This is a genomic window from Pseudomonas sp. 8Z, from assembly GCF_902506535.1.
Classification (GTDB): domain Bacteria; phylum Pseudomonadota; class Gammaproteobacteria; order Pseudomonadales; family Pseudomonadaceae; genus Aquipseudomonas.
Window position 1 is genome coordinate 24,982 of record NZ_LR733827.1, and the last position, 22,690, is coordinate 47,671.

25 protein-coding genes are annotated in these 22,690 nt (G+C 63.4%); 16 read left to right on the top strand and 9 right to left on the bottom strand.

Features of this window, described 5'->3' with window-relative positions:
• Nucleotides 1-235: 235 nt before the first annotated feature.
• From glcF to glcD, 3 genes are read right to left on the bottom strand one after another with little or no spacing between them, the layout of a single operon-like run.
• Nucleotides 236-1,453 carry a glycolate oxidase subunit GlcF gene (gene glcF / locus AERO9A_RS12815; RefSeq protein ID WP_159972351.1) on the bottom strand — a complete coding sequence of 406 codons (1,218 nt, stop codon included), beginning with the start codon at nucleotides 1,451-1,453 and terminating at the stop codon, nucleotides 236-238.
• 3 nt (nucleotides 1,454-1,456) lie between these two features.
• Nucleotides 1,457-2,512: a glycolate oxidase subunit GlcE gene (glcE, locus tag AERO9A_RS12820; protein WP_159972352.1), complete on the bottom strand. Its 1,056-nt coding sequence runs from the start codon at nucleotides 2,510-2,512 to the stop codon at nucleotides 1,457-1,459.
• Complete coding sequence (gene glcD / locus AERO9A_RS12825; protein WP_159972353.1) at nucleotides 2,512-4,011, bottom strand: glycolate oxidase subunit GlcD; 1,500 nt, start codon at nucleotides 4,009-4,011, stop codon at nucleotides 2,512-2,514. The genes glcE and glcD overlap by 1 nt, the downstream gene beginning before the upstream one ends.
• Nucleotides 4,012-4,246: 235 nt before the next feature.
• Here glcD and glcC point away from each other — a divergent pair, with 235 nt between their 5' ends.
• The gene (gene glcC / locus AERO9A_RS12830) at nucleotides 4,247-5,020 is read left to right on the top strand and encodes a transcriptional regulator GlcC (RefSeq protein WP_159972354.1); all 774 of its coding nucleotides are present in this window, start codon (nucleotides 4,247-4,249) and stop codon (nucleotides 5,018-5,020) included.
• A gap of 74 nt (nucleotides 5,021-5,094) precedes the next feature.
• Here the strand turns inward: glcC and flgA are convergent, their stop codons facing one another.
• Entirely contained in the window at nucleotides 5,095-5,862 is a 768-nt protein-coding gene (gene flgA / locus AERO9A_RS12835; RefSeq protein WP_256665959.1) for a flagellar basal body P-ring formation chaperone FlgA, read from the bottom strand.
• Between the two features lie 116 nt (nucleotides 5,863-5,978).
• Between flgA and AERO9A_RS12840 the strand changes: the two genes are divergently transcribed.
• The 13 genes from AERO9A_RS12840 to AERO9A_RS12900 all read left to right on the top strand — a co-directional run bounded on the left by AERO9A_RS12840 (nucleotide 5,979) and on the right by AERO9A_RS12900 (nucleotide 17,749).
• Nucleotides 5,979-6,332, top strand: a complete 354-nt coding sequence (locus AERO9A_RS12840; protein WP_159972356.1) for a flagellar basal body protein — start codon at nucleotides 5,979-5,981, stop codon at nucleotides 6,330-6,332.
• Nucleotides 6,333-6,334: 2 nt separating this feature from the next.
• The gene (gene flgC / locus AERO9A_RS12845; protein WP_159972357.1) at nucleotides 6,335-6,763 is read left to right on the top strand and encodes a flagellar basal body rod protein FlgC; all 429 of its coding nucleotides are present in this window, start codon (nucleotides 6,335-6,337) and stop codon (nucleotides 6,761-6,763) included.
• Nucleotides 6,763-7,440: a flagellar hook assembly protein FlgD gene (flgD, locus tag AERO9A_RS12850; protein WP_159972358.1), complete on the top strand. Its 678-nt coding sequence runs from the start codon at nucleotides 6,763-6,765 to the stop codon at nucleotides 7,438-7,440. The genes flgC and flgD overlap by 1 nt, the downstream gene beginning before the upstream one ends.
• A gap of 36 nt (nucleotides 7,441-7,476) precedes the next feature.
• Nucleotides 7,477-8,664, top strand: coding sequence for a flagellar hook protein FlgE (gene flgE, locus AERO9A_RS12855; RefSeq protein ID WP_159972359.1), 1,188 nt, complete (start codon nucleotides 7,477-7,479; stop codon nucleotides 8,662-8,664).
• Nucleotides 8,665-8,673: 9 nt separating this feature from the next.
• Complete coding sequence (locus AERO9A_RS12860) at nucleotides 8,674-9,405, top strand: flagellar basal body rod protein FlgF (RefSeq protein WP_159972360.1); 732 nt, start codon at nucleotides 8,674-8,676, stop codon at nucleotides 9,403-9,405.
• A 205-nt stretch (nucleotides 9,406-9,610) separates the two neighbouring features.
• Nucleotides 9,611-10,396 carry a flagellar basal-body rod protein FlgG gene (flgG, locus tag AERO9A_RS12865; protein WP_159972361.1) on the top strand — a complete coding sequence of 262 codons (786 nt, stop codon included), beginning with the start codon at nucleotides 9,611-9,613 and terminating at the stop codon, nucleotides 10,394-10,396.
• A 5-nt stretch (nucleotides 10,397-10,401) separates the two neighbouring features.
• Nucleotides 10,402-11,064 (top strand): flagellar basal body L-ring protein FlgH, encoded by a 663-nt coding sequence (flgH, locus tag AERO9A_RS12870; RefSeq protein WP_159972362.1) that lies wholly within the window; start codon nucleotides 10,402-10,404, stop codon nucleotides 11,062-11,064.
• A 12-nt stretch (nucleotides 11,065-11,076) separates the two neighbouring features.
• Nucleotides 11,077-12,171, top strand: coding sequence for a flagellar basal body P-ring protein FlgI (locus tag AERO9A_RS12875; protein WP_159972363.1), 1,095 nt, complete (start codon nucleotides 11,077-11,079; stop codon nucleotides 12,169-12,171).
• Nucleotides 12,172-12,174: 3 nt separating this feature from the next.
• Entirely contained in the window at nucleotides 12,175-13,332 is a 1,158-nt protein-coding gene (locus AERO9A_RS12880) for a transglycosylase SLT domain-containing protein (RefSeq protein ID WP_159972364.1), read from the top strand.
• The gene (gene flgK, locus AERO9A_RS12885; RefSeq protein ID WP_159972365.1) at nucleotides 13,329-14,696 is read left to right on the top strand and encodes a flagellar hook-associated protein FlgK; all 1,368 of its coding nucleotides are present in this window, start codon (nucleotides 13,329-13,331) and stop codon (nucleotides 14,694-14,696) included. The genes AERO9A_RS12880 and flgK overlap by 4 nt, the downstream gene beginning before the upstream one ends.
• Before the next feature lie 26 nt (nucleotides 14,697-14,722).
• The gene (flgL, locus tag AERO9A_RS12890) at nucleotides 14,723-15,637 is read left to right on the top strand and encodes a flagellar hook-associated protein FlgL (protein WP_159972366.1); all 915 of its coding nucleotides are present in this window, start codon (nucleotides 14,723-14,725) and stop codon (nucleotides 15,635-15,637) included.
• A 12-nt stretch (nucleotides 15,638-15,649) separates the two neighbouring features.
• Nucleotides 15,650-16,684, top strand: coding sequence for a hypothetical protein (locus tag AERO9A_RS12895; RefSeq protein ID WP_178111173.1), 1,035 nt, complete (start codon nucleotides 15,650-15,652; stop codon nucleotides 16,682-16,684).
• Between the two features lie 279 nt (nucleotides 16,685-16,963).
• Nucleotides 16,964-17,749, top strand: coding sequence for a type IV pili methyl-accepting chemotaxis transducer N-terminal domain-containing protein (locus AERO9A_RS12900; RefSeq protein WP_159972368.1), 786 nt, complete (start codon nucleotides 16,964-16,966; stop codon nucleotides 17,747-17,749).
• A gap of 64 nt (nucleotides 17,750-17,813) precedes the next feature.
• Here AERO9A_RS12900 and AERO9A_RS12905 read toward each other — a convergent pair whose 3' ends face one another.
• Genes AERO9A_RS12905 through AERO9A_RS12925 form a run of 5 tightly spaced genes read right to left on the bottom strand, consistent with a single transcriptional unit; the run spans nucleotide 17,814 to nucleotide 21,147 of the window.
• Nucleotides 17,814-18,314 (bottom strand): ureidoglycolate lyase, encoded by a 501-nt coding sequence (locus AERO9A_RS12905; protein ID WP_159972369.1) that lies wholly within the window; start codon nucleotides 18,312-18,314, stop codon nucleotides 17,814-17,816.
• Entirely contained in the window at nucleotides 18,311-19,042 is a 732-nt protein-coding gene (locus tag AERO9A_RS12910; protein WP_159972370.1) for an amino acid ABC transporter ATP-binding protein, read from the bottom strand. The genes AERO9A_RS12905 and AERO9A_RS12910 overlap by 4 nt, the downstream gene beginning before the upstream one ends.
• Nucleotides 19,029-19,679, bottom strand: coding sequence for an amino acid ABC transporter permease (locus AERO9A_RS12915; protein WP_178111174.1), 651 nt, complete (start codon nucleotides 19,677-19,679; stop codon nucleotides 19,029-19,031). Before AERO9A_RS12915 ends, AERO9A_RS12910 begins: the two co-directional genes overlap by 14 nt.
• Nucleotides 19,676-20,341 (bottom strand): amino acid ABC transporter permease, encoded by a 666-nt coding sequence (locus tag AERO9A_RS12920; RefSeq protein WP_159972372.1) that lies wholly within the window; start codon nucleotides 20,339-20,341, stop codon nucleotides 19,676-19,678. The genes AERO9A_RS12915 and AERO9A_RS12920 overlap by 4 nt, the downstream gene beginning before the upstream one ends.
• 20 nt (nucleotides 20,342-20,361) lie before the next feature.
• Complete coding sequence (locus AERO9A_RS12925) at nucleotides 20,362-21,147, bottom strand: transporter substrate-binding domain-containing protein (RefSeq protein ID WP_159972373.1); 786 nt, start codon at nucleotides 21,145-21,147, stop codon at nucleotides 20,362-20,364.
• Between the two features lie 285 nt (nucleotides 21,148-21,432).
• Between AERO9A_RS12925 and AERO9A_RS12930 the strand changes: the two genes are divergently transcribed.
• Entirely contained in the window at nucleotides 21,433-22,137 is a 705-nt protein-coding gene (locus AERO9A_RS12930; RefSeq protein ID WP_159972374.1) for a FadR/GntR family transcriptional regulator, read from the top strand.
• A 110-nt stretch (nucleotides 22,138-22,247) separates the two neighbouring features.
• The gene (trxA, locus tag AERO9A_RS12935; RefSeq protein ID WP_159972375.1) at nucleotides 22,248-22,574 is read left to right on the top strand and encodes a thioredoxin TrxA; all 327 of its coding nucleotides are present in this window, start codon (nucleotides 22,248-22,250) and stop codon (nucleotides 22,572-22,574) included.
• The last annotated feature ends 116 nt before the right edge of the window (nucleotides 22,575-22,690 follow it).

Here is a 22,690-nt window from a genome sequence, read left to right on the forward strand (position 1 = left end):
TCCCACAGGCGGTCTCATTCTTTACATCCACCGCTTTGGTGGATCGATGAAGCGTGATCCACCCTACGGTTAGTCGCGTAGCCCCGTCGGGCTACCGGGAAATCACCGTGGGAGCGGCTTCAGCCGCGATAACAGCTCGCCGCTAAAGCACCTCCCACAGGCGGTCTCATTCTTTACATCCACCGCTTTGGTGGATCGGTGAAGCGTGATCCACCCTACGGTCAGCGTTCGCTGGTCACTCCATCGCCTCCTCGACTATCTCGATCCAGTGCCGCACCGGCGTACGCCCGGCGCCGTCCAGATGGCTCTGGCAGCCGATATTGGCGGTGACGATGGCGTCGGGTTTGCCGCTTTCCAGGGCGTTCAATTTGTTGTCGCGAAGCTGCCGTGACAGCTCGGGCTGGGTCAGCGAATAGGTGCCGGCCGAGCCGCAGCACAGGTGGCCGTCCGGCACGGCGGTGAGGCCGAAGCCGAGGCGCGCCAGTACGCCTTCCACCGCACCGCCGAGCTTCTGCGCATGCTGCAGGGTGCAGGGGCAATGAAAGGCCAGGCGTTGTTCGACTCTTACCTGCAGCTTTTCCAGCGCCTCGTTCTGCAGCACCTCGACCAGATCCTTGGCCAGGGCACTGACCCGCGCCGCCTTGCCCGCGTAGGCCGGATCGCCCGCGAGCAGGTGGCCGTAATCCTTGACGAAGGCACCGCAGCCGCTGGCGGTCTGCACGATGGCCTCAATGCCGGCTTCGATGGCCGACCACCAGGCGTCGATGTTCTGCCGCGCACGTTGCAGGCCCGCTTCCTGGGCGTTGAGGTGATAGTCCACGGCGCCGCAGCAACCGGCCTCGCGGATCGGCGTGACGCTGATGCCCAGGCGATCGAGCACGCGCGCGGTGGCGGCATTGGTATTGGGCGACAGCCCCGGTTGCACGCAGCCTTCGAGCATCAGCACGCGGCGCGTGTGCTGCGTGGTTGGGCGCGGCTTGGCCGGGCGAATCTCGCGCGGCAGCTTGGCCTTGAGCGCGGTCGGCAGCAGTGGGCGCAGGGCCAGGCCGGTCTGGGTCAGCGCCTTGAACAGCGCCGGGCGTGGCACCACAGCGCGCAGGCTCTGGCGCAGTAGCTGCTGGCCTAGCGGGCGCGGCACCTGTTGTTCGGCGACCTCGCGGCCAATGTCCAGCAGGTTGTGGTACTGCACGCCGGAGGGGCAGGTGGTTTCGCAGTTGCGGCAGGTCAGGCAGCGATCCAGATGCTGCTGGGTCTTGGCGGTGACTGCGCCGCCTTCGAGCATCTGCTTGATCAGGTAAATGCGCCCGCGGGGGCCGTCCAGCTCGTCGCCGAGCACCTGATAGGTCGGGCAGGTGGCGTTGCAGAAGCCGCAATGCACGCAGGAGCGCAGGATGCGCTCTGCTTCCTCGGCGCGCGGCAGGCGCTTGGCCTGTTCACTCAGATTGGTCTGCACGTCTTACACCTCGGCGTACATGCGGCCAGGGTTGAAGATACCCTGGGGATCGAGTTGGTTCTTCAACTGGCGCTGGTAGCGCAGCAGCGGGGCGGCCAGCGGCTGGAAGGGATTGGCCTGGCCTCCCGCGAAGCAGGTGGCGTGACCGCCGAGCCCCCCCGTCACACGCTGGATCAGATCGCCGTCGGCCTCGGTCTTCAGCCAGCGCTGCGCGCCGCCCCAGTCGATCAACTGGCGGCCTGGCAGGTCGAGCAGGCCGCTACCCACTGGCAGCGACAGGCGCCACAGGGTGCCGCTGGCGCTAAAGAACGGCAGGCGCTGTTCACGTAGTTGCTGCCAGTAGAGGTTGTCGATTTCTTCGCCGCCCAGGCGCTGACGCGCAGCCTGCACCGAGCCCACGCCGCCTTCCAGGCGCAGGTGCAGCGCCGCGCCGTCATGGCTCGCGGCGCTGATCGGCAACGGTTGCTGGCCCCATTCGGCGAGCTTTTTCAGCGCCTGGCGAGCATCCAGATCGAGGCGCAGGCTGAGCACCTGGCGCGGCTTGGGCAGCACCTTGAGCGACACCTCGGTGAGCAGGCCAAGGCAGCCAAAACTGCCGGCCAGCAGGCGCGACAGGTCGTAACCGGCGACGTTCTTCATCACCTCGCCGCCGAAGCGCAGCAATTTGCCCTGGCCGGTGATGACGCGGGTGCCGAGCACCTGATCGCGCACCGAACCCGCCCACGGGCGGCGCGGGCCGGACAGCCCGGCAGCGACCATGCCGCCGAGGGTGGCGCCTGCGCCCAGGTGCGGCGGTTCGCACGGCAGCATCTGGTTGTTGGCCTGCAGCGCCGCTTCGATCTCGGCCAGCGGCGTACCAGCGCGGGCGGTCAGCACCAGTTCGGTGGGGTCGTAGCTGACGATGCCGCAGTGCATGCGGGTATCGAGCACTTCGCCGGTGGTGGCGCGGCCCAGATGAGCCTTGCTGGCGCTGCCCTGGATGCGCAGCGGTGTGGCGCTGTTGAGCGCGTGGTTGACCTGTTCCAGCAGCGCGGCGCTGGCGTCGAAATCTGCGTGCATCAGAAACGCTCCAGTTCCGGGAAGGGCAGTTGGCCGTGGTGCACGTGCATGGCGCCGAACTCGGCGCAGCGGTGCAGGGTGGGGATGTTCTTGCCCGGATTGAGCAGGCCTGCCGGGTCGAACGCCGCCTTCACCGCGTGGAACAGGGTGATCTCATCGCTGTTGAACTGCGCGCACATCTGGTTGATCTTCTCGCGGCCCACGCCGTGCTCGCCGGTGATGCTGCCGCCGACCTTGACGCAGAGTTCGAGGATCTTGCCGCCGATGGCCTCGGCGCGCTCCAGCTCGCCGGGCACGTTGGCATCGAAGAGGATCAGTGGGTGCATATTGCCGTCGCCAGCATGGAACACGTTGGCCACGCGCAGACCGTACTCTTCGGACAACTCGGCGATGCCGCGCAGCACGCCGGGTAGCTCGCGGCGGGGGATGGTGCCGTCCATGCAGTAGTAGTCCGGCGAGATGCGCCCGACCGCCGGGAAGGCGTTCTTGCGCCCGGCCCAGAATTTCACCCGTTCGGCCTCGTCGCGGGCCAGGCGCACTTCGGTGGCGCCGGCCTTTGCCAGCACCTCACGCACGCGCTCGCAGTCATCGGCGACGTCGGCCTCCACGCCGTCTAGCTCGCAGAGCAGGATGGCTTCGGCCTCCACCGGATAACCGGCGTGGATAAAGTCCTCAGCGGCGCGAATCGCCAGGTTGTCCATCATCTCCAGGCCGCCGGGGATGATGCCGGCGGCGATGATGTCACCGACCGCGCGGCCGGCCTTTTCCACCGAGTCGAAGGCGGCCAGCAGCACCTTGGCCACCTGCGGCTTGGGCAGCAGCTTGACCGTCACTTCGGTGACGATGCCGAGCATGCCCTCGGAGCCGGTGAACAGCGCCAGCAGGTCGAACCCCGGCGTATCCAGGGCGTCGCTGCCGAGGGTCATGAACTCGCCTTCGACGGTGAGGATGTCCACCTTGAGCAGGTTGTGCACGGTCAGGCCGTACTTCAGGCAGTGCACGCCTCCAGCGTTTTCGGCGACGTTGCCGCCAATGGAGCAGGCGATCTGCGAGGACGGGTCGGGGGCGTAATACAGGTCGAAGGGCGCGGCTGCCTGGGAAATCGCCAGGTTGCGCACACCGGGTTGCACGCGGGCGAAGCGGGCCTCGCGGTTGATCTCAAGAATCTGGTTGAAGCGCGCCATCACCAGCAGGATGCCTTTTTCCAGCGGCAGCGCGCCGCCGGACAGGCCGGTGCCGGCGCCGCGTGCGACCACCGGCACGCCACGGGCATGGCAGAGCTTGAGCAACTGCTGCACCTGCTCGATACGCTCGGGCAGCACCACCAGCATCGGCGTGGTGCGATAGGCGGACAGCCCATCGCACTCATAAGGCTTGAGGTCTTCCTGGGTATGCAGGATGCCGAGATCGGGCAGGCGCTGGCGCAGCTCCGCCAGCAGGGCGGCCTTGTCGACCTCGGGTAGCGCGCCGTCGACGCGCTCGTCGTACAGAATGCTCATGGCAGGCTCAATCGTGGACGTTGTTGTTGTTATCGGTCATGTCGCGAACTTGGCAGCATCATTAGGTGCTGTGAGCGCCTGCGTCCATCTCTATTTATGCTGGTACGACCAGTTTCTTTCGGCAGTCTTTCAGCGTAAAAAGCATGAAATACCTGTAATAGCTGGCTAACGGTCAGTTTGGCTGCAGCTTCTCGTAGGCTTTGATTAAGTGGTACGACCAGTTGTTGGAGGCGTGATGGAGCTCAAGCAGAATACGGCGCGGCGTCAGGTCAGCGACGTGGTGGCCGAGCGGATCGAGCGGCTGATCGTCGATGGCGTGCTCAAGGTGGGTCAGCCGCTGCCGTCGGAACGGCGCCTGTGCGAGAAACTGGGCATCTCCCGCTCGGCGCTGCGTGAAGGGCTCAAGGTGCTGCGTGGGCGCGGCATTATCGAGACCGCGCATGGGCGCGACTCGCGGGTGGCCAAGCTCAGCGGCGAGCGCGACGCCAGCCCGCTGATGCACCTGTTCGGCTCGCAGCCGCGCACCCTGTATGACCTGCTGGAAGTGCGCGGCCTGCTCGAAGGCGAGTCGGCGCGCCTGGCGGCGTTGCGCGGCACCGACGCGGATTTCGTCATCCTCACCCGGCGCTACGAGGAGATGCTAGCCGCCCATGCGCAGGAGCAGCCGGTCGACCCACGCGAGCATGCGCGCCTCGATCACGCCTTCCACCTGGCCATCTGCGAGGCTTCGCACAACCCGGTGCTGGTGCACACCCTGCAATCGCTGACCGACCTGATGCTCAGCACCGTATTCGCCTCGGTGAACAACCTTTACCACCGCCCCGCGCAGAAGCGGCAGATCGATCGTCAGCATTCACGGCTGTACCACGCCGTGATCGAACGCCTGCCGGAACAGGCCCAGCGCGCCGCGCGCGACCACATCCACAGCATCCGCGACAACCTGCAGGAGATCGAGCAGGAAGAGCAGCGCCTGGTACGCGCCACCATGCGCCTGGAAGGCTGGGCATAAGCTTCAAGCGACAAGAGCGTAGGGCGGGTGAAACCCGCCACCAATGCCCCGGCGGGTTGCACCCGCCTTACCGGCTAGCGAAAGGTGCTGGTGACCACGCCTTCTTCCACCACTTGCGCCTCGATCACCTTTTGGCTGCCGAGGTTGCGCACGCGAATTACCTCGGCGGCGCGGCCATTGGCCAGGGCTTCGCCGCTGACCGAGGCGGAGATGCCGTCCTGGCTGGCGATGATGGTCACCTGTTGGCCACGGCGTACCAGCAATGGTTCGCTGAGCAGGTTGGGGGCGATCAGTTGGCCGCTGCGGATACGTCGCTTGGCGCCCTGGCCGATCACGTCCTGCGGGTCGTTATAAAAGCCACGGACGTTGCGCGCGATGTTGATGTCCTGCAATTGCACCTGTTCGGCGCTGATGGTCTGGCCGCGTTCAATCACTGTCGCGGCGTGTGCCACGGGCAGTTGCACGCTGGCCTGTACCAAGGCCAGAACCTGCCAGCCCGCCCCATCGGCGCAACTGAGTTCGAGGCGCTGGCGCTCCAGCGGTGAGGGGTCGTCGCTGCGCCGTTCGACCTTTAGGGCCTGGCTGCACGGCGCAAGGTGCTCGGCATTGTTCAGCAAGGTGGTGCCCAAGCTGTGGCGCATGCCTTTCCAGGCTTCGCGTTTGGCTTGTGCTTGCAGTTGCTGTTGCATGTAGGTGGCGATGGCCTGGTCGATTTGCTCGGCGGCGGCGGGTGCGGCTTGGGCGTGCGTGGCAGCGAGCAAAAGCAGGAGGGCGCAGGCGGAAAAGGCACTTCCGCATTTGCTCGGCAGGCCGCGTCGATGCGGAAAGCGGACGACACTCAAGGGCCGTGAGTTATCTATAAAACCTTTGTAAATCAAAAACATATACCAGCCTTTGGGGTTGGGCACGCTTTGTGCTGAAGGCCCTGCATGCAAAACCTTGGTAAGGGTGTCGGCCAATGAGTATACGGATTGATGATGTGGTGGGCCTGCATTCGCGCGCGCTCGAACTGCGCATGCAGCGCAGTGAGATTCTCGCCGCGAATCTGGCCAACGAAGACACGCCGGGCTTTCAAGCGCGTGATATCGACTTCGCCGGTGAGATGCAGCGGCTCGATCCGCAGCAGCCGTTTTCTGCCAGCACGGCGGATCTCAAGTACCGCGTGCCGACCCAGCCATCGCAGGACGGCAATACCGTCGAGCTGAGCGTCGAGCAAACCGCCTTCTCCAAGAACTCCATGGATTTCCAGACCAGCCTGACCTTTATCAGCATGAAGCTGCGCGGTCTCAAACAAGCCATCGAGGGGCGTTGAGCATGGCGTTCGATTCCATTTACCGCATCGCCGGTTCGGCCATGAACGCGCAGACCGTGCGCCTTAATACCGTGGCCAGCAACCTGGCCAACGCCGACTCCGCCGCGAGCAAGGCTGAGGACGTGTACCAGCCACGTCGCCCGGTATTCGCTGCCGTGTATGACAACGACCAGTTAACCCGTGAGGTCGGCATGGGCAGCGCGCATGTGCAGATTCTCGACGTGGTCAGCGACAGCCGCGAGCCGGTGCGCCGTTACGAACCGGACAATCCACTGGCTGATGCCAGGGGCTATGTCTTCTATGCACCGGTCGATCAGATCGAGGAAATGACCGACATGATGTCGGCCACGCGCAGCTTCGAAACCAACGTCGAAGTGCTCAACCGCCTCAAGAGCATGCAGCAAGGCTTGCTCAAACTCGGAGAATCCTGATGGCCACGGTCAGCAATGACACCCAGAACAGCGCCGTATATGGCATCGACGAGGCGGTGAAGCAGTCGGTCAATGTCAGTGACGCGGCGCAGTTGGAAAACAACTTCCTCACCCTGATGGTCGCGCAGATCCAGAATCAGGATCCGACCAGCCCGGTGGACAGCACTGAGTTCCTCAACCAGTTCGCCGCCATGAGTCAGGTCAAGAGCCTGGAGAACATGGCCTCGCTGAGCACCAGCAATCTGGTGCTGATGGATAACCTGCAGACCCTCACGGCTGCTGGCCTGGTCGGCCAGGAGGTGACGGTGGCAGTCGAGCAACTGGATCTGGGTGAGGACAAGGTCACAGGTAACATCAACCTGGAGCATGCCGCGGGTCAGTTGACGCTCAAACTCACCGACAGCAACGGCGTGAGCCGGGAGATCGAGATGGGCTCGCAGGCGCCTGGGTTAATGCCTTTCGAGCTGGACCCGCAGGCACTCGGTTTGGCCCCCGGCACCTACGCGGTCGAGGTCAGCAGTGACAGTGGCGAGTACCCCAAGGTCGAGGTGGTCGGGCGTGTCAGCCATGTACGCGTCAGTAGCGAAGGCCCGGTGCTGGATGTCGCGGGTGTTGGCTCTGTGCCCTTCTACAACATCACCGAATTCGGCCAGCCGCAGACAACCAGTCTGCTCTGATCGCTCTCTTCCCGTTTCTGCAAAGGTTCAGTCGCCATGAGTTTCAACATCGCCATGACCGGCCTCAGTGCCGTCAACGAACAGCTCAACACCATCAGCAATAACATCGCCAACGCCGGTACCACGGGTTTCAAATCCTCGCGTACCGAGTTCGGCAGCATCTATGCCGACAGTCAGGCGATGGGCGTCGAGGTGCTGGCCAGCACGCAGAGCATCAGCCAGGGTGGCTCTCTGGTGACCACCGGGCGCAACCTGGATCTGGCCATCTCCGGTGGCGGTTTCTTCGTCACCCGTGGCAGTAACGGCGACATCAGCTACACCCGCGCAGGGGTGTTCGGCGCTGATCGGAACAATTTCATCGTCAATGCCGCCGGGCAGACGTTGCAGGGCTATTCGGTCGACGCCGCCGGCAACTTGTTGACCGGTGCCATGGGCGATCTGCAATTGCAGACCGCTAACCTGCCGGCCAAGGCCACCGACAGCCTCGAATTCACCATGAACCTGGATTCCAACCAGGACGTGCCGACGGTTGCGCCGTTCGATCCGGCCAACGTCAACACCTACAACTCCACCTACACCACCAAGATTTTCGACTCCCAGGGTAAGGAACACACCCTGACCCAGTATTTCGTCAAAGCCGCCGACAACAACTGGAACGCCCATTACTACGCCGATGGCGCCTCCGTTGGCGGCCCGCAGGCGCTGACGTTCGCCACCAACGGCGCACTGGCCACGCCAGCCGCCCCGGTCAATGTTGGTTTCGCCTTGCCGGGTGTCGACGCCATGAGCATCGACATCGATTACGGCGTTTCCAGCCAGTACGGCTCGGACTTCCTGGTCAGCACCAACCGCCCTAACGGTTACGCGGCAGGCGAGCAGACCGGCCTGTCGGTGGAGAAGGACGGCATGGTCTACGCCAACTACAGCAACGGCCAACGCATGCTGCAGGGCCAAGTGGCTTTGGCCAACTTCACCAATGCCGGTGGCTTGAAGAGCGTCAGCGGCACCGCCTGGGTGGAAACGGCCGATTCCGGGGTGGCGTTGATCGGTGCGCCGGGCCTTGGCTCGTTTGGCGAACTGGTGGCCGGTTCGTTGGAAAACTCCAACGTCGACCTGACCCAGCAACTGGTCGGCCTCATGGAAGGCCAGCGTAACTACCAGGCCAACACCAAGGTGCTGACCACTAACGACGAACTCACCCAAGTGCTGTTCAACGCGATCTGAGGCTGACCCATGGACCGTCTCGGTTACACCGCAATGACCGCCGCCAGCCGCACCATGAGTTCGCTCACGGTGCGCGCCAACAACCTGGCCAACGTCAATACCCCCGGCTTTCGCGCCGACCTGGAACAGGCTCAGGCTCTTGCCGTCGAGGGCTACGGCTACGACAGCCGCCACCTGGCGCAGGTCAAGAACAATGGCGTGAACCTCACGCCTGGCGCGCTGATGGCCACCGGCCGCGATCTCGATGTGGCGATTCAGGGGCAGGGCCTGTTCGTCGTCGAGGGCGACAACGGTGCCGAGCGCTACACCCGCAATGGTGCGCTGCAGGTCGATGCCGAGTTGCGCCTGACCCTCAATGGGCGCCCGGTGATGGGCGAGGGCGGCCCCATCGTGCTGCCCGAGTACGACAGCCTGAGCATTGGTCGCGATGGCACGGTGTCGGTCATCCCGCGTGGCGATTTCGTCACCGCCGAGGTTGACCGCATCCGCGTGGTGGATGTCGATGCTGGCGCGCTGAGCAAGGACGAAAGCGGCCTGCTGTCGCGCACCGACGGCCAGCCCGCCGAGGATCTGGAAACGCCGCTAGTGGTGTCCGGTTATCTGGAGGCGAGCAACGTCGGCGCCATCGACCAACTGGTAGCGACCATGAGCCTGAATCGCCTGTTCGAGACGCAGGTGAAGATGATGAAGGCGGCTGAAGACCTCTCTGAGGCCGGCAACCGCATGATCCGCGGCGGTTGATGGGAACGCCCGTAGGGTGGGCTCCAGTCGTAGGGTGGGCTTCAGCCCACCTGGTTGCTCTGCAATGGTGGGCTAAAGCCCACCCTACAGCGGATCGCCGCCCGGCCCACCCTACGGGTGACCGAACACGACGAGTAGCCCGGATGCAATCCGGGAACGATTTCCCCGGATTGCATCCGGGCTACAGACAAACGAGGTAACGCACATGAGTTCCGCACTGTGGGTCAGCAAGACTGGCCTGGCTGCTCAGGATACGGCGATGAGCGCCGTGGCCAACAATCTGGCCAACGTCAACACCACGGGCTTCAAGAGCGACCGCGTGGTGTTCGAGGATCTGTTCTACGCCATCGAGAAGCAGCCCGGTGCTCAGGCGGATCAGGTCAATACCGTGCCGTCGGGTATTCAGCTCGGCAGCGGCGTGCGCGTGGCCGGTACGCAGAAGGTGTTCACCGAAGGCAGCATCCAGACCACCGGTCAGCCGATGGATCTGGCCATCATCGGCAGCGGTTTCTTTCAGGTTGAAGCGCCTAACGGCGACATCTACTACACCGAAAGCGGCCAGTTCCAGCTCAACGCCGAAGGCGTGATCGTCAACGCTCAGGGCCTGCCGCTGACGCCGAACATCGAAGTGCCCGCCGGCAGCAGCCGCTTCACCGTGGGCAGCGACGGCACCGTCACCGCCGTGCTGGCCGGTGACACCCAGCCCAGTGAGCTGGGCCAGATTACCCTGGTCAATTTCCCCAATCCGGGCGGCCTGGAAGCGCTGGGCGGCAACCTCTATCGCGAAACTGTAGCCAGCGGCGAGCCGGCCGAAGGCGCGCCGGGTGAAGAAGGCCTCGGCAACCTCAAGCAAGGCGTGCTGGAAGGCTCCAATGTGCAGGTGGTCGAGGCCATGGTCAACATGATCTCCATTCAGCGTGCCTACGAGGCCAACGCCAAGGTGCTCGATGCTGCATCAGGCATGCAGCAGTTCCTCAACCAGACCGTGTGATCGCCATGAAGCGTCTGCTCCCGCTCGTTTTGCTGTTGTCGCTCGGCGGTTGCGCCAGTTTCAACGAGATGCTGCCCGACGAGGATTCCAGCCAGTACCAGCCGCTGGAGCTGGACTACAGCGTGCCGCCGCCCTCGCGTGGCGGCCTGTTCCGCAGTGGTTACAGCGGCTCGCTGATCGGCGACAAGCGTGCAGTGCGAGTGGGCGACATTCTCACCGTGGTGCTCGATGAGTCCACCCAATCGAGCAAGAGCGCGGGCACCAGCTTCGGCAAGACCGCCAACGCCACCATCGGCATTCCCACCGTGTTGGGTAAGCAGTACGACCGCCTGGAAAGCTCGGCAACCGCTGATCGCGACTTCGACGGTTCGGCGCAAAGCTCGCAGCAGAACACCCTGCGTGGCTCCATCGCCGTGACCGTGCACCAGGTGCTGCCCAACGGCACCTTGCTGATCAAGGGCGAGAAGGCCCTGCGTCTGAACCAGGGCGATGAGTACATCCGCCTGGTTGGCCTGGTGCGGGTCGACGACATCGACCGTGGCAACCAGATTTCCTCGCAGAACGTGGCCAATGCACGTATCTCCTATGCCGGGCGCGGTGTGCTCAACGACAGCAACTCGGCAGGTTGGCTGACGCGCTTCTTCACCAGCCCGCTGTTTCCTCTTTAAAGGCTCGCCAGCATGCTCAAACGTCTTCTCGTGATCTGCGCCCTGATCTGGCCTGTATCGTCCAGGGCCGTGCCGCTGATGGATCTGGTGGACATCGAAGGCATCCGTGGTAACCAACTGATTGGCTATGGCCTGGTGGTGGGCCTCGATGGCACCGGCGACAAGAACCAGGTGCGCTTCACCAGCCAGTCGGTGGCCAACATGATCAAACAGTTCGGCGTCAACCTGCCGCCGAACGTCGACCCCAAGCTGAAGAACGTCGCGGCGGTCACTATTACCGCCGAGATTCCGCCGTCCTACAGCCCTGGGCAGAGCGTGGACGTGATCGTCTCCTCGCTCGGTGATGCCAAGAGCCTGCGCGGCGGCCAGTTGCTGATGACGCCGCTGCAAGGCGTCGACGGCGAGACCTACGCCCTGGCCCAGGGCGCCGTGGTCGTCGGCGGCCTGAATGCCACCGGCCAGAGCGGTTCCAGCGTGGCGATCAACTCCGCCAACAGCGGCCGCATCCCCAACGGCGCCACCGTCGAGCGCATGATCCCCAGCGACTTCGCCACCCGCGACGAGGTCATGCTCAACCTGCGCCAGCCTAGTTTTCAGACCGCCGCCAAGGTGATTGAGGCGGTCAACGGGCGTTTCGGCAGCGGCACCGCCACGGCGCTGGACTCGACCAAGATTTCCATTCGCGCGCCGCTCACCAGCACCCAGCGCATCGGCTTTATGGCCATGCTCGAAGGCCTGGACGTCGAGGAAGGCCGCGAGCGGCCGAAAGTGGTGTTCAACAGCCGCACCGGCACCGTCGTGGTCGGCCAGGGCGTGCGGGTGAAAGCCGCCGCCGTGGCCCACGGCACGCTCACTGTGACCATCAGCGAGAACCCCCAAGTCAGCCAGCCCAACGCCTTCTCCGGCGGCCAGACCGCCGTTACGCCCAGCTCCGATGTGGCCGTCAGCCAGGACAAGAACGCCATGTTCAAGTGGCCCGATGGCGCCAGCCTCGACAGCATCATCAGCACCGTCAACAGCCTCGGCGCGACCCCGGACGATGTCATGAGCATCCTCCAGGCGCTGGAACAGGCCGGTGCCCTCAACGCCGAATTGATCGTGATTTAAGCCATGAGCATTGTTTCCCTCGCGCAACACATGAACAGCCATCGCGGCAGCGCCGATGGCATCGGCACCGCCCGTGAACAGCAACTGCAGGCTGCTGCCGAGCAGTTCGAGGCGCTGTTTCTGCAGCAGATCCTCAAACAGATGCGCAAGGCCAGCGACGTGCTCGCCGAAGGCAACCCGATGCGCAGCCGCGAGATGGACACCATGCGCGACTTCTACGACGAAGTGCTGGCCGAGACCCTGGCCGGGCGCAAGCAGACCGGCATCGCCGACATGCTGGTCAAGCAGCTTTCCGGTGGCGCCGACAGTGCTCTTGATCTCGATGGCGCAGCGGCTGCGGCGCGTTCGGCCGAGCTGCCGGCGCGCACCGGCAGCAGTCTGCTGGAGCCGCTGCGCGCCACCTGGCAGCGTGGCCTGGATAGCCTCGGGCGGGCCTGGGACAAAGGCTCGGCCGGTTTTGTCGCACTGGTTGACGGCGTCATCCGCCAGGAGTCCGGCGGGCGTATCGATGCCGTCTCGGCCAAGGGCGCACGCGGTCTGATGCAACTGATGCCCGATACCGCGCGGGACATGGCCGCCGAGCTGGGCCTGCCGTTCGATGAAGCGCGTCTGACCACCGACGCCGACTACAACAAGCGCCTCGGCACGGCCTATCTGGACAAAATGCTGCAGCGCTACGACGGCCATCAGGCGCTGGCCCTGGCCGCCTACAACGCCGGCCCTGGTCGTGTTGATGAGTGGCTCAAGGTCAATGGCGATCCGCGCAGTGGTGAGATTGGCACCGGCGCCTGGATCGAGCGCATTCCCTTTCAGGAAACCCGCGATTACACCCGGCGCATTCTGGGTGATCTGCTGCGCGCCGAAGCGCCGCGTGCCGCACCTGTCGAGGCGCAGAGCCAGGCGCCTTTGAGCGCGCAGACGCGCCAGCAACTGGCCAGCGCGCTGAGTGCGGGCAGTGGCTTGCTGCTGGGCAACGTGGCCAGTCGGCCTGTCACAGACCGTGAGCAGAACGCGGTAGGTGAAGCCGCGTTTAAGTCTGCCGATGATTCCGTCGCTCATACTCCTGTAACAGCGCAATTTTCTGCCAGCGGCGCCCAGGGCGTGAGTTTGGCGGCCTTTGCTCAGCCGATGCGGTTCGAGCGCCAGGAGAGCAAGTCGTGAGTATCCTCAATCAGATCGCCTTCAGTGGTGTGCGTGCCAGCCAGGTCGCACTGGCCACCACGGGGCAGAACATCGCCAACGTCAACACGCCAGGCTTTAGCCGCTTGCAGACTGTCAGCGGCTCGCTGGCCGGGCAGGGCAGCCTGAGCGCCGGTGGCGGTACTGAGGTCATCAGCATTCGCCGCCTGACCAACGACTTTCACAACCAGCAACTGTGGCGTGCCACCACCGAGCAGAGTTTCTTCGATGCTTCGCAGCAGTATCTGACCTCGCTGGAAAACCTGATGTCCGGCACCGGTTCGAGCATCAGCGCAGGTCTCGATCAGTTTTTCGCCGCATTCAGTGAAGCCAGCGCCACGCCGGGCTCCATTGCCTTGCGCCAGCAGATCGTCAGCGAATCCGGCAACCTGGCGCAGCGCTTCAACAGCCTGAGCAGCAATATCGATGCGCAGGTCAAGGCGCTGCAGGAGCAGCGCACGGCCATGGCCACCGAAATCAACGGGTTGACCAGCAACATCGCCCTGCTCAACAAGAAGATTGTCGAAACCGAATCGGTTAAAGGCGATAGCACCGCCCTGCGCGATCAGCGTGACAGCCTGCTGGGCGACCTGGCGCAGAAGGCCAAGCTACGCATCAACGAGGCAGCGGACGGCTCGGTCAGCGTCGCTCTGACCAACGGCCAGCCGCTGGTAGCCGGGCCGACGGCCGGCCAGCTCCAGGTGAGCATGAGCGCCAATGGCGAGCAGGAGGTCAGCTTGGCCTTCGCCGGTACCAGTTTTCCGTTGCGTCAGGACGGTTTCGGCGGCGCTTTCGGCGGTCTTTATGATGTCGAGTACAACAACCTGCGGCCGAATCTGAGCGCTCTGCACGATATGGCTGGTCAATTGGCGCAGATGGTCAATGACGTACTGGCCACCGGCTTCGACCTCGACGGCAATCCTGGCCAGCCGCTGTTCGTCTATGACCCGGACAGCACCACGGCGCTGCTGAGCATCGAGCCGCTGACCCCTGAGCAATTGGCCTTCTCTTCCGCCTCCGGCGAGAGCGGTAACAACGAAGTGCTGCTCGATTTGCTGGCGCTGAAGAATCAGCCCATCAACCTGGCTGGCAGCCAGGTCACGCTCAACGATGCCTACGCCGGGCTGCTCGGCCAGGTCGCCAGTGACAGTCGGCAGAACCAGGCCGACCTCAACGCCGCCACCGCCGTCACCCAACAGGCTCAGGCCCAGCGCGACAGCGTCAGTGCCGTCAGCCTGGATGAGGAGGCCGTCAACCTGATGACCTATCAGCAGGCCTATCAGGCCAACATGAAGGTCATCAGTACCGCTAACCAGTTGTTCGACGAGATGCTCGCCGCGTTCTGACGCGCCCACCGAGGAGCCTGACCACAATGCGGATCACCAACTCGCAGATCACCGCGATGATGCACAACTCGATGAACGGCAGTTCCACCGAGTTGGGCAAGCTGATGCAACAAATGGCGACCAGCCAGCGCATCCTCCTGCCGTCCGATGACCCTATCGCCAGCGTCCGCATTCTGCGTGTACAGCGTGAAGAGGCGAACCTGGAGCAATATTCGAAGAACATTGCCAACGTATCGAGCAGCCTGTCGACTCAGGAAGCCAACCTCAAGTCCACCTCCGATGCCATGCTCAACGTGCGCGATCTGCTGGTCTGGGCGGCTAACGGCGCCAATGCCAGTGAAGACCTGGCGGCCATGGCCGGGGAATTGTCGATCATCGAAGACACCATCTTCAGTTTCGCCAACGTGCGTGATGAAGAGGGGCGTTATTTGTTCTCCGGCACCCTGAGCGATACACCGGCGCTGGCCTTCGATGAGGCCACGCAGACCTACAGCCTGACCGGCAACGACAAGCACCGCCAAGCCGCGGTGGCCAATGGCATCCTGGTCGACGAGAACATCACTGCCGCCAGCGTTTATGGCAACAGTGTGAACGTGCTCAACCAACTGCATGGGCTGATCAGCACCTTGCAGGATCCGGCTCTGGACTCCAATGACCCTGCGGTGCAGCAACAGATCAGCGACATGATCGACACGCTGGATGACAGCCATGGCCGAGTGCTGGGCGCGATGACCGAGCTGGGCGGGCGGCAGAACGCCTTGACCCTGCTCGAAGGCAGCAACGAAGAGGTTTCGCTGGTCAACCAGCGGATCGAGGGCGAACTGTCGGAGCTGGATTACGCCGGTGCGTCCATTGATCTGAACAACTACCAGTTGGCGCTGGGTGCGACCCAGAAGACTTACCTGAAGATCAACGAGATGTCGTTGTTCAGCCTGCTGTAAGGAGCCGGTGTGATCAAGGTCGACAAGCAGCTCCCCCTCGTTACCTCCCTCGACCCGCAGGCTCGTCGCCCGGTTCAGGGCGAGCAGGCACCGCAACGGGTGCGCCGTAGTGAAGCCAGTGCCGAGCAGGCACAGACCCAGGCGCAGATGCGCAGCAAGAGCGCCAGCTTCAATCTGCAGCTCAATCAGCAACTCACCTCGATGCAGGCTGCTGACAGCTATTTGGGCGATCTGTCCGGGCGCCTTGGTCAGCTCAAGCTCACGCTCAGTCGCGAACTGAGCAACGCGCAGTCCGGTCAGCGTGAAGGCCTTAAGCGCGAGCTCGATCAGGTCAACAAGCTGCTTAGTGAGCGCAGCCAGCGTTCTGGTCAGTCGTTGGACGCCAGTTTCAAGCTGCGCTTGAACGAGCCGGTGCGCAGCCGCTTCACCCTCGATGGCTTCGACTCTATTGCAGCGCTGCAACAGGCGGGCAAGGAAACCCTGCTGTTCAGTGCCGGGCGTAAGCTCGACGAGCCGCTGGCCGTGGTGCTCGAAGAAGGGTTGAGCGAGCAGCAGATCCTGCGTCGTTTCAACGCCGGGCTTGGCCAGGCCGGGATTCGGGCCGAGCTCGATAGCGGTGGCGCCCTCAAGTTCAGCGCCCGTGAGAGCGACTGGCAGGAACTGCGTGGCGAATTGCGCGTGCAGGGCGAGGGCAAGCTGGCGAACAAGGTACAAACGCCGGTAGTGAGCCATGAGGAGCAGATGCTGCGTCTGCCCGAGGCGTCGCCTTTGGACAGCGCTCGCGAACTGCGTCGTGCGCTCGACGAAGTGGTGGCGGCGCTGGACAAGATCGGCTCGCTACGAGAGCAGCTCAGCCATCGCCAGGAAGAAATCCGTGAGTTCCTGGCCCGTCACGGCGATCAAAACGAGCGCCAGTGGGCGCGTGATTTTGCCGGTGAAGTGTTCAACCTGATGCGCCGCAGCCCCAGCAGCTACTCGGCGGTGACGCAGACAGTCGTAGCTCAGGCCAATATCAGCAGAACCACAGTGGTCAGCCTGCTGTCCTGAGCCCCGCGTGTTTGACTGCTGGCCGCCATCCCCCTCTCTCCGGCGGCCAGCAGTCGTTTTATCGCCGCCAACGCTCGAGTGTCTCGAACCTTGATCCGCTGCGCAGAATGATGGCGTTTTAGCGGCTATCATCGAGGCATTTTTCGCTGTGCCGGGATGACGCGCCCGCGCTTCCTGTCTTTACTCATTCCTATAAAAGCCCCGCACCCAAGGGTTTGATCCGCCATCGACGGCTGACGCGTCGATGCATTGCCTCGTTTTCTAATTGGAGTACCCAACGTGTTGAAGAAGTACATGACCCTGTTTGCCTTGGGCCTCCTGGCTCTGGCAAGCGCCCCGGCATGGGCCGCTCAGCCTACGGATTCGGAAGCCATGAACATGGCCGGTCTGCAGCGCTCTTTGGGCCAGCGTATGGCCAAGGACTACCTGATGCTGGGCTCGGAGGTGCGTGTGGACGCAGCCGAGCGTCAGTTGAAGGAAACTGTCGAGCGTTTCGACGCCAGCCAGAAGGCGCTCAACGCCTATGCGCCGAACCCCGAGATCAAGGCCGCGCTGGCCAAGGTCGATGCCACCTGGGTCGTCTATCGCCAACAAGTCGAGGCCACGCCTGATCATGCCAAGGCTGTTGAATTGCTGGCCAACGCCGAGACTCTGTTGCAGCAGACCCAGGCTGTGACCGATGCCATGGCCAAGCACCTTGGCGAGATGGGCGCCACCGTCAACCGCAGCGGTTGGGCGCGCGTACAAACCCAGCGCATCGCCATGCTCTACATGGCCCAGACCTGGAACGTACCGATGCCGGATCTGAAAGCCAAGCTGGAGAAATCCGTGCAGGACTTCGAGACCATTCTCAAGGAGCTGGAGTCACGCGGTGCGCCCAACGAAGAAATCGCCGCCGCACAGCGCCGCGCCCGCGCTCACTGGGGCTTTACCCTCAAGGGCATCGACCTGAAAAACACCCAAGCTGTGGTGCCCACGGTCATTACCGTCAGCACCGATTCGCTGTTCCGCCAGCTCAACGAGCTGACCCGCCTGTATGCAGGGCTCAAAGCCGACGAGTCCTGATCCTCGTTGGCTGGAAAGCACAAGGGCCGCATTGCGGCCCTTGTGCTTTTTGGGGTATGGCTGCTCAGCGGTAGATCAGCGGCTGTTTGAGCATCTGCTCGTCACAGTTATGCCCCTCGCCGCCACGGTCGACCACAAGGAAGCGGCCAGGATGTTGCAGGCACAGCAGCGGGTGGTGCCAGGTGCCGCGGGCGTAGTTCACACCCTGATCCGGCGCGCTGATGAAGGCGCGAATCTTCGACTCGTCCAGCTCGCCGGGAGGGGCTACGACGATCAGCATGTGTCCGCCGTCTAGCGGGTAGAACGCTTGGCTGCCCAGCGGATGGCGTTCGAGCATGCGAATCTCGATGGGTGCGTGCCAGGCCTTGCCTTCGAAGATATTGACTAAGGTGCGTGGCGATTCGCCCGCCAGATCCACCTGCAGCAGATCGTGGTAGCGAGTGGTGGTGCCGCCGTTGATCGGGAAGGACTTGGCGCCAGCGGTGCTAATTATATCGCCGAAAGGGGCGAAGGCATCGCGGGTCAGCGGCTCGATGCGCAGCGGCAGCGGGTTTGTGGCGTTCACAGGTTCACCGAGCCGATGAAGTTGCGCAGCTCTTCGGTGCGTGGGGCGGCGAACAGTTCCTTGGGGTCGCCGATTTCGTGCACCTTGCCCTGGTGCATGAACACCAGCTTGTCGCCCACTTCGCGGGCGAAGCGCATCTCGTGGGTGACCATGATCAGGGTCATGCCCTCGCTGGCCAGTTGCTTGACCACGGCCAGCACCTCGTTGACCAGTTCCGGGTCGAGTGCCGAGGTGATCTCGTCGCACAGCAGCACCTTGGGCGACATGGCCAGGGCGCGGGCGATGGCGACGCGTTGCTGTTGGCCGCCGGACAGGCGTTCGGGGTAGGCGTCGAATTTTTCGCTGAGGCCGACGCGTTCGAGCATCTGCCGGGCGATCTGCTCGGCCTCGGCGCGCGGGGTCTTCTTCACCACCTGCGGTGCCAGCATGACGTTCTCGCCGACGGTGAGATGAGGGAACAGGTTGAACTGCTGGAACACCATGCCGACTTTCTGCCGCAGGCTGCGCAGGTCGGCGCGGGCGGCGTCGATGTACTCGCCGTCGACTTCGATCACGCCGTCGTTGATCGACTCCAGGCCGTTGAGGGTGCGCAGAAAGGTGCTCTTGCCCGAGCCGCTACGACCGATGATGGCGACCACTTCGCCTTCCTCGACCTTGAGGTCGATGCCCTTGAGCACGTGGTTGTCGCCGTAATACTTGTGCAGGGCGGTGACGTTAAGCAGTGACATTCAGCCTCCTTTCCAGGCGGTATGCAGCGAGCGAGAGCGGGTAGCAGAGCAGGAAGTAACCGAGGGCGACGAAGCCGTAGACCATGAACGGCTCGAAGGTGGCGTTGGCCAGCATGCTGCCGGTCTTGGTCAGCTCGGTGAAGCCGATGATCGAGGTCACCGCAGTGCCCTTGACCACCTGCACGGAGAAGCCGACGGTGGGTGCCACGGCGATGCGCAATGCTTGTGGCAACACGACGTGGCGCAAAGTTTCCAGGCGACTCATGGCCAGGCTTTCAGAGGCCTCCCATTGGCCACGACTGATCGACTCGACGCAGCCACGCCAGATCTCGGCGAGAAAGGCGCTGGTGAACAACGTCAGCGCGGTGGCCGCAGCCAGCCAGGGCGAGACGTCGACACCGAGCAGGGCGATGCCGAAGAACACCAGAAACAATTGCATCAGCAGCGGCGTGCCCTGAAACAGCTCGATATAGCCACGCGCCAGAACCCGTGGTGCCGACAGCGTCGACAGCCGAGCCAGTAACACCAGCAAGCCGGCGATGCCGCCGCAGACGAAGGCCACCAGCGACAGCAGCAGTGTCCACTGCAGGCCGGTGAGCAGGTTGCGCAGGATGTCCCAGAGGGTGAAGTCCATCAGCGGGCTCCCATGATGAAGCGGCGACCCACCCAGGCCAGCACCTGACGAATCAGGATCGCCATGACCAGATACAGCGCGGTGGTCAGCAGGTAAGTTTCGAAGGCGCGGAAGTTGCGCGACTGGATGAAGTTGGCGGCGAACGACAACTCTTCGGTGGAAATCTGCGAGCACACCGCCGAACCCAGCATGACAATGATGATTTGGCTCGACAGGGCCGGCCACACCTTAGCCAGGGCCGGGCGCAGCACCACGTAGCGGAAGGTCTCGAAGCGGCTCATGGCCAGTGCGGCAGCGGCTTCGAGCTGGCCATGCGGGATGGCCTGGATGCCGGCGCGGATGATTTCCGTCGAGTAGGCGCCCAGGTTGATCACCATGGCCAGCACCGCCGCCTCCCACTCGCTCAGGCGTACGCCGAGCGAGGGCAGGCCGAAGAAGATGAAGAACAACTGGACGATAAATGGCGTGTTGCGGATCAGCTCCACGTACACGCCGAAAATTCGGTCGAACGGGCGGATGCGCCAGGCGCGCAGTATCGCCCCGACGATGCCGAGACCGACACCCAGCAGGGTGCCGATCGCCGTCAGGCCGAGGGTGAAGGCCGCGCCCTGCAACAGCAGATCGCTGTGCTGCAGGACGGCGGCAAAATCGAACTGGTACGCCATGGCTCAGCTCTCCGTGCGGCTCAGAGGTCGGCCGGCAGCGGTTGCTTCAGCCACTTCTGGCTGATCGTGTTGAGGCTGCCGTCAGCCTTGGCGGCGGCGATGATGGCGTTGACCTTGTCCAGCAGGGCGGCCTGATCCTTGTTCACACCCACGTACACCGGCGAGTCCTTGAGCTTGAGTTTCATGCTCGGCACGCGCTTGGGGTTCTTCTCGGAGATGGCCACCATCACCACGTTACCGCTGGCGATCAGATCGACCTGGCCGGACAGGTAGGCGGCGATGGTCGAGTTGTTGTCCTCGAAGCGCTTGATGGTGGCGCCTTGCGGGGCGACCTTGCTCAGCTCGATGTCTTCGATGGAGCCGCGGGTGACGCTGATGGTCTTGCCGTCGAGGTCATCGAGGCTGGCGATGGCGGCGTCCTCCGGGCCGAACACGCCGAGGTAGAAGGGCGCGTAAGGTGCGGAGAAGTCGATCACCGCTTCACGCTCGGGGTTCTTGCCGAGGCTGGAGATCACCAGATCCACCTTGCCCGTGGTGAGGAAGGGAATGCGATTGGTGCTGTTTACCGGCGTCAGTTCCAGTTTTACCGCCAGTTTGTCGGCCAGCAGTTGCGCGGTATCGATGTCCAGGCCGCGCGGTTGCAGATCCGGGCCGACCGAGCCAAAGGGTGGGAAATCCTGCGGCACGGCGACTTTCAATACACCGGCCTCACTGATGTCCTGCAGGGCATCGGCATGGGCGGTGGCGGCTCCGAAGGTGAGGGCGGTGAACAGGGTGGCCAACAGGTTGCGATGGATTCTGCGCATGTCGTGCTCCGATGAATTGACGAAAAAAACAGGTTTTGCCTGGTGCTTGCAGTGCATCGCCTGTGCCAAGTCCAATGAAATAGGGCTTTTCATGGCGTTGGCTGAGTGGAAACAAGGTCTTACTGGTCTGAACAGTTGCCAGAGTTGATCGATCAGTCAGGAATATTTTTGTTTCATCTCGGTGCGTTCGCGTACAGGGCTGTTCCACAAGGGTGCATCGCTTGCCTGATGTGGCTCTCTGGCCTTACAAAGGCGGCTTCACTGGACTGACCGGCCCGAACAGCGATGAATGCATCTGCCCCCCGCGCGGTACCCGAGTACGCTCTGCAGGCCATCCGCCGCTTGATAGAGGAGGAAGGCTATCGCCCTGGCGATGCGCTGCCGTCGCAACGCGATCTGGCCGAGCGTTTGGGGGTCAGTCGTGCGTCCCTGCGTGAGGCGTTGTCATCGCTCAGTGCGCTGGGTTTGGTCAGCGTGCAGGCGGGCAAGGGCGTATTCGTTCAGGCGGCGCCCAGGGCCGAAGCCGCCAGTGGGTTCGTCTGGCCTTTCGCCGCGCAGGTGTCGGCGGCTGATACCTTCCAACTGCGCTTCGCCCTCGAAGGCTTTGCCTGTGGTTTGGCGGCGGGGGTGATGACGGCGCAGGAGCTGGACTTCCTTGAAGACAACGTCGAGCAGATGCGCAAGGCGCTACGTGCAGAAGACTTCGAGCAGGCGACGCGGCTGGATTTCGAGTTCCACCGACGCATTCTCGCCGCCAGTGGCAACCAGGCGATGTTCGCCCTGGTGACCTCCAGCGCGGACATCTTTCTGGAGAGTCAGAAGCTGCCGTTCATCCGCCCCGAGCGGGCCATGGAAACCTGGCAGGAGCACCGCAAGATCCTCAAGGCACTGGCTCGGCATGCCGCAGGCGCCGCGCAGAAAGCCATGCAGCAGCATATCCGCGCGGCAGCGCTGCGCACTGGAATTGCGTTCACCATCCTCGCTGATTGAGGTATACCCCGTAGGTGTATTGAAACGCTCAATCGTCAGCGCCTTCCGGTGCCAGGCAAGGCGGGCTATGATGTCGCCACTTTTTTGCTTTCGAATCACGGAGACTTCCCATGAGCGAGTTCATCACCCACGTTAGCGATGCCAGCTTCGACCAGGATGTCATCCAGGCTGAGGGGCCGGTTCTGGTGGACTATTGGGCCGAGTGGTGCGGCCCGTGCAAGATGATCGCGCCGGTGCTCGACGAGATCGCCAAGGACTATCAGGGCAAGCTGAAGATCTGCAAGCTGAACATCGACGAGAACCAGGAAACCCCGCCCAAGTACGGCGTGCGCGGTATCCCGACACTGATGCTGTTCAAGAACGGCAATGTCGAAGCCACCAAGGTTGGCGCGCTGTCCAAGTCGCAGCTGGCGGCGTTCCTCGACAGCAACATCTAAGAAGTAGGGTGGGCTTTAGCCCACCGAGCTGGTTGCAGTTAGCGTGGTGGTGGGCTGAAGCGGAGCGCCGCCCGGCCCACCCTACCGCGCTGGAAGAAACCCCGATGTTTGCGGGG